General features: G+C 37.9%; 5 protein-coding genes. 4 read left to right on the forward strand and 1 reads right to left on the reverse strand.

Going from position 1 to position 4,865, the window contains the following annotated elements:
- Positions 1-154: 154 nt before the first annotated feature.
- From JCM14932_RS13820 to JCM14932_RS15770, 4 genes are read left to right on the forward strand one after another with little or no spacing between them, the layout of a single operon-like run.
- Positions 155-892, forward strand: coding sequence for an amino acid ABC transporter ATP-binding protein (locus JCM14932_RS13820; protein WP_061778449.1), 738 nt, complete (start codon positions 155-157; stop codon positions 890-892).
- A gap of 12 nt (positions 893-904) precedes the next feature.
- Positions 905-2,365, forward strand: coding sequence for an amidase (locus tag JCM14932_RS13825; protein ID WP_025025376.1), 1,461 nt, complete (start codon positions 905-907; stop codon positions 2,363-2,365).
- A 15-nt stretch (positions 2,366-2,380) separates the two neighbouring features.
- Positions 2,381-3,238: a transporter substrate-binding domain-containing protein gene (locus JCM14932_RS13830; protein WP_025025377.1), complete on the forward strand. Its 858-nt coding sequence runs from the start codon at positions 2,381-2,383 to the stop codon at positions 3,236-3,238.
- Entirely contained in the window at positions 3,238-3,882 is a 645-nt protein-coding gene (locus JCM14932_RS15770; protein WP_034543587.1) for an amino acid ABC transporter permease, read from the forward strand. Before JCM14932_RS13830 ends, JCM14932_RS15770 begins: the two co-directional genes overlap by 1 nt.
- A 62-nt stretch (positions 3,883-3,944) precedes the next feature.
- Here the strand turns inward: JCM14932_RS15770 and JCM14932_RS13840 are convergent, their stop codons facing one another.
- On the reverse strand, positions 3,945-4,688 hold the full coding sequence (locus JCM14932_RS13840; protein ID WP_235700615.1) for a mechanosensitive ion channel family protein: 744 nt from the start codon (positions 4,686-4,688) through the stop codon (positions 3,945-3,947).
- Positions 4,689-4,865 lie beyond the last annotated feature (177 nt).

Raw genomic sequence — 4,865 nt, forward strand, 5'->3', positions numbered from 1 at the left:
ATTAATATTTCCAAGTGGTGTCTCATATTTTATGAGGCACTTTTTATATGCTCATTTTTATTAAATTGTACAAATAAATTTGTAATGGTTTTTGTTTGTAATTAATGAATTCAATCGGTATCTTTTAGTTGTTCGCTTGTGAAAGGAAGGTGCTATGGAGGAGATAATATCAGTTCATCGACTTGTGAAGAGTTTCGATAATGAAGAAGTTTTACGAGGAGTGGATCTAACGGTAAATAGGGGTGAAGTAGTTGTAGTTATTGGGCCGTCCGGTTCAGGAAAGAGTACTTTGTTGAGATGTCTGATTGGCTTAAATGACATCACAAGTGGTGAGGTATGGATTGAAGATGATAATTTCACGAACGAGGTGCCTGTTTCAATAGCTGCACGAAGAAAGATGGGGTTTGTGTTTCAACATTTCAATTTATTTCCTAACTTATCAGTACTTGATAACATCACGCTTTCACCTATCAAGAACAAAATACAGACTGTCACTGAAGCTAAGACGATTGCTATGGAATTGTTGAAAAAGGTCAAGTTGGAAGACAAAATTAACAGTGCTGTGTCGTCGTTGTCAGGTGGCGAGAAGCAGCGTATCGCTATTGCCAGAGCGTTGGCTCTTAGTCCGGAGATAATGTTGTTTGATGAACCAACGTCGGCGCTTGATCCAGAAACGGTCAAAGATATTCTAAATATCATTAAGAAGTTGTCAGATACGGGGATGACAATGGTGATTGTCACGCATGAGATGTCATTTGCTAAAGAAATAGCCGACAAAGTGATTTTTATGGATGACGGCCAAATTTTAGAAGTTAATTCACCAGATAAACTGTTTAATCGGCCACAGAATCAGCGAACTAAAGATTTTTTGAATAAGATTATTTATATGTAGGAGGGAATTAAATTGGAAGATGCTACGCATTGGGCCAGTTTATTGGATCAAGGACAGATCAGTCGCAAAGAATTGATTGATGAGACTATTTTATGTATTAAAAAAGGTAATAATTACTTAAATTCACTTGTAGACTTCGATGAAGTGACTTATCGCGACAGGTATCTGTCGGTTACCGATAAAAAATTAGAGGATACGGTGTTCAAAGGCGTTCCAATTCCTTTGAAGATATTAGGACAAAGCAAGTATGGATTCTTAGACACTTCGGCATCACGTCTGTTTAAGAACAATGTAGCAACTAAGACGAATAATTTTGTGGCCAAGATTGAGAGCTTGGGCTTAGTGCCAGTTGGTAAGTCTAATGCGCCGGAGTTTGGTTTTAAGAATGTCACTGACTCTAAGCTTTACGGTGATAGTCATAATCCGTGGAATCTAGATTTTTCAGCTGGAGGCTCCAGTGGTGGAGCTGCTGGTGCTGTGGCTAGTGGGATGTTTCCTATTGCGGGTGCTAGCGATGGTGGAGGTTCGATAAGAATCCCCGCTTCATTCACCGGATTGATCGGTTTGAAACCAACTCGAGGAACGATGCCGGTTGGTCCTGACAATTATCGCAGTTGGCAAGGTGCTTCGATAGACTTTGGGTTGACCGTCTCAATTCGCGATACTAAAAAGTTATTTTATAGAATGCGAGGAACTTCAGCAATATCGCCTTTTCAAGCACCAGTCGTTGAGTGGACTGGGGCAGTGACTAAGTCCAAGTTAAAAATTGCGTATAGTTTTGATTCACCGATAGGCACCAGAATATCTGAGGATGCTAAGTTTGCGATGCTCAAGGCACTGCAAGTCTTGGAAGATGCAGGATTTGAAGTTGTTCCAATCAAATATCCACTGAATGGTATTTCTCTAATGGATTCCTATTACATGATGAATGCAGCTGAAACAGCCAAAATGTTTCATTCGATATCATCGATGCTACAACGAGAAATAATTCAAGGTGACATGGAGCTAATGTCATGGGGATTGTATCGTTATGGTTTGAATGTCTCGGCAGTTGAGTACAGCCAATGTTTCGACGAGTGGGATCGAGCTACTGCCATAATGGAACACAATATTTTTGGAAACTTCGATTTGTTCCTGACGCCTACGACAGCTTACACGGCTCCAAATTTGAAAACAGATCTGCAGTCGGATGATATTCGTAATAGTTTAATTAATATTGATGAATTATCCGAAAGTGAGCAGTCGGAAGTCATTTATGACATGTTCTATGAAAGTTTGAAGTTAACTCCTTTCACGCAGCTGGCAAACTTGACCGGTGAACCTGCAATCAGTCTGCCGATTTGGATAAGCAAAAACAATTTACCACTAGGTGTACAATTTATGGCCGCCAAAGGTCGCGAAGATATGCTATTTAGAATTGGAGATTTATTCGAGAATACCAAAGCGTTAGAACTACCAAAATATTATAAGTAATTTGAGGGATTAAATATGAATAAGAAAATAACGTTAGCTCTAAGTTTTTTGGCAGTAATAGTTTTGTTAGTGACGGGATGTGCACAGAAGAATAGTTCGGCCTCGGATGATAGTTTGAAAAAGGTTAAGGATAAAAAAGAACTTGTTGTGGCAACTTCGGGAACGTTATTTCCTAGTTCTTATTACAATGATGACAATAAGTTAACTGGTTACGACGTCGAAGTTGTTAAGGAAGTAGCCAAGCGGATGGGTGTGAAGGCTAAGTTTAAGGAATACAACGTTGATGGTCAGATTGCTTCCTTGGAAAAAGGTGAAGCAGATATTAACGCTAATGATTCTAACTTAAATAAAGAAAGAGCAAAGAAATTCATTATCAGTACGCCGATCAAACATTCTTTTGATAGTTTGATCGTTAGAAAATCGGATGATTCTGGAATTCATTCTTTGGAAGATCTAAAAGGTAAAAAGGCCGCCGGAGAACCAAATACTGGGTACATGAAAATTGCTAAACAATATGGAGCTCAACTAGTAACATACGATAACGCTACTAATGATCAGTATCTGACAGATGTTGCTAACGGTAGAACCGACGTGATTCTAAACGACTACTATCTTCAAAAGATGTCAGTTGAAGCTCTACCCAAAATACCAGTTAAGATTTTAAAAGATGTTTATTTCAATGCTGAAACTTCCGGACTCTTGATGAAGAAGCAGAATAAAGCTTTGAAAACTGAAGTCGATAAGCAATTAAAAGAAATGAAAGCTGATGGAACATTAACGAAGATCTCTAAGAAATTCTTTACGGATGATGTGTCAGTTAAACCTAAGTACAAGATTCAAAAGACCGTTGAAATCAAGGATACTAATGACTAATGCAATTAAACTTTGAATTGATGATCAAATCGATACCATATATTCTGTTGGGATTGCCTTATACTTTGGGAATAAGTATTGTTACTTTTACGCTTGGTAATATAGTTGGTATTTTACTCACAGCATTGGGTATGCTGCCCAACCGATTTGCTAAGGGATTCGTTAGACTGTACACATCTTTTATTAGGGGTGTACCATCATTGGTCATTCTATTTATTCTGTACTTTGGTTTGCCATATCAACTCTCGGCTCTGACGGCGACACTAATATGTTTCACTTTGACTAGTAGTGCTTTTATCAGTGAAATTTATCGTGGTGCTATCTCTGGTGTGGATGCTGGTCAGTGGGATGCAGCCTATACGCTTGATTTGAACTTCAGTACGACCATGATCAGAGTTATTTTGCCGCAGGCAATTCGGATTTCTATCCCATCGCTTGGAAATGTTGCTATGGATCTGTTGAAGGGAACGTCTTTAGCCGCGATGATAACTATTCCTGATATTTTTCAACGTGCCAAGATAGTTGGTGGTCGTTCGTTTGATTACATGTCGATGTATATTTTGGTTGCCCTGATTTACTGGGGACTATGTATTTTAATTGAATTGATTCAGAAGAGAATTGAGAAAAGGGCTAATTATAACTAAAAAAGAACAGTGAATTTACCACGTAAATTCACTGTTCTTTTTAGTTATATCACGGTTCCTTTTTATTTAGGTAATTCAATTCCAGCTTGATTCAAAGCAATTAAATATTTCTTCATCAAAATATTCTTAACATTGTATTGTTCACCATGCTTGGTATAAGCGGCAATTTGAATGACTAGGGTTCCATCATTTAAATTGGAGAAACCTAGAATAGTAGGTGCTTTAGTTATCTTTAGAGCTTTTAAATTCAATTCTTTACTGACGTGTTCAATGACCTGTTTGATATTATCAAAAGGCGAATTGCTGGAAACAGGTATTTCAATCAGTGCCCGCATGTCATTTCGGGATTGATTACTGACGACGGTAATATTACGATTGGGGATGAAGTTCAAGGTCCCGTCAAAACTCTTCAATTGAGTCGTGCGAATTCCAACATAAGTGACAGTTCCTTCGATGCCGTTAACGTTGATGTAATCACCAACACTGATCTGCTGCTCTAGTAGGATGAAAAAGCCATTGACCATATCGGAAACGAAGCCCTGTGCTCCAAGTCCGATTGCCAAACTGAAGATCCCAGCACCAGCAATTAATGTTCCGACAGGGATACCAATGGCAGAAAGGATGGCGTAGATCCAGAAGAATAGAAGAATATATTTAAATATATTCAAGATGATGGTGTATATCGTGTTCATTTTGTTTTGAGGAATCGGATTCTTGCTTATTTTAAGATTACTATTGAAGATATGCTTGATAATTTTCTTACCGATCCAATTGATCAATAGTAAGACGACAGTTAAAAGGATCAACTGGGTTATGACTCCAAGGATATGCTGGGCCATTCCTTCCCAGTCGACCTTGAAGAGAATATTTTTTATAAAACGATTTATGCTAGCGGTAAGGTTCACGGAAATACTTCCTTTCAATCTTATTATTATATTTTATGAGGTCATAAAAATTAAAATTCCAATAATTTAAATAAAATA

The organism is Companilactobacillus nodensis DSM 19682 = JCM 14932 = NBRC 107160, assembly GCF_000615905.1.
In the GTDB taxonomy this organism is placed as follows: Bacteria; Bacillota; Bacilli; order Lactobacillales; family Lactobacillaceae; genus Companilactobacillus; species Companilactobacillus nodensis.

What these genes read in the sequence shown, in the direction of transcription:
- JCM14932_RS15770 (WP_034543587.1), top strand. Translation starts at nt 3,238, where the DNA reads ATGCAATTAAACTTTGAATTGATGATCAAATCGATACCATATATTCTG.
- JCM14932_RS13820 (WP_061778449.1), top strand. Translation starts at nt 155, where the DNA reads ATGGAGGAGATAATATCAGTTCATCGACTTGTGAAGAGTTTCGATAAT.
- JCM14932_RS13830 (WP_025025377.1), top strand. Translation starts at nt 2,381, where the DNA reads ATGAATAAGAAAATAACGTTAGCTCTAAGTTTTTTGGCAGTAATAGTT.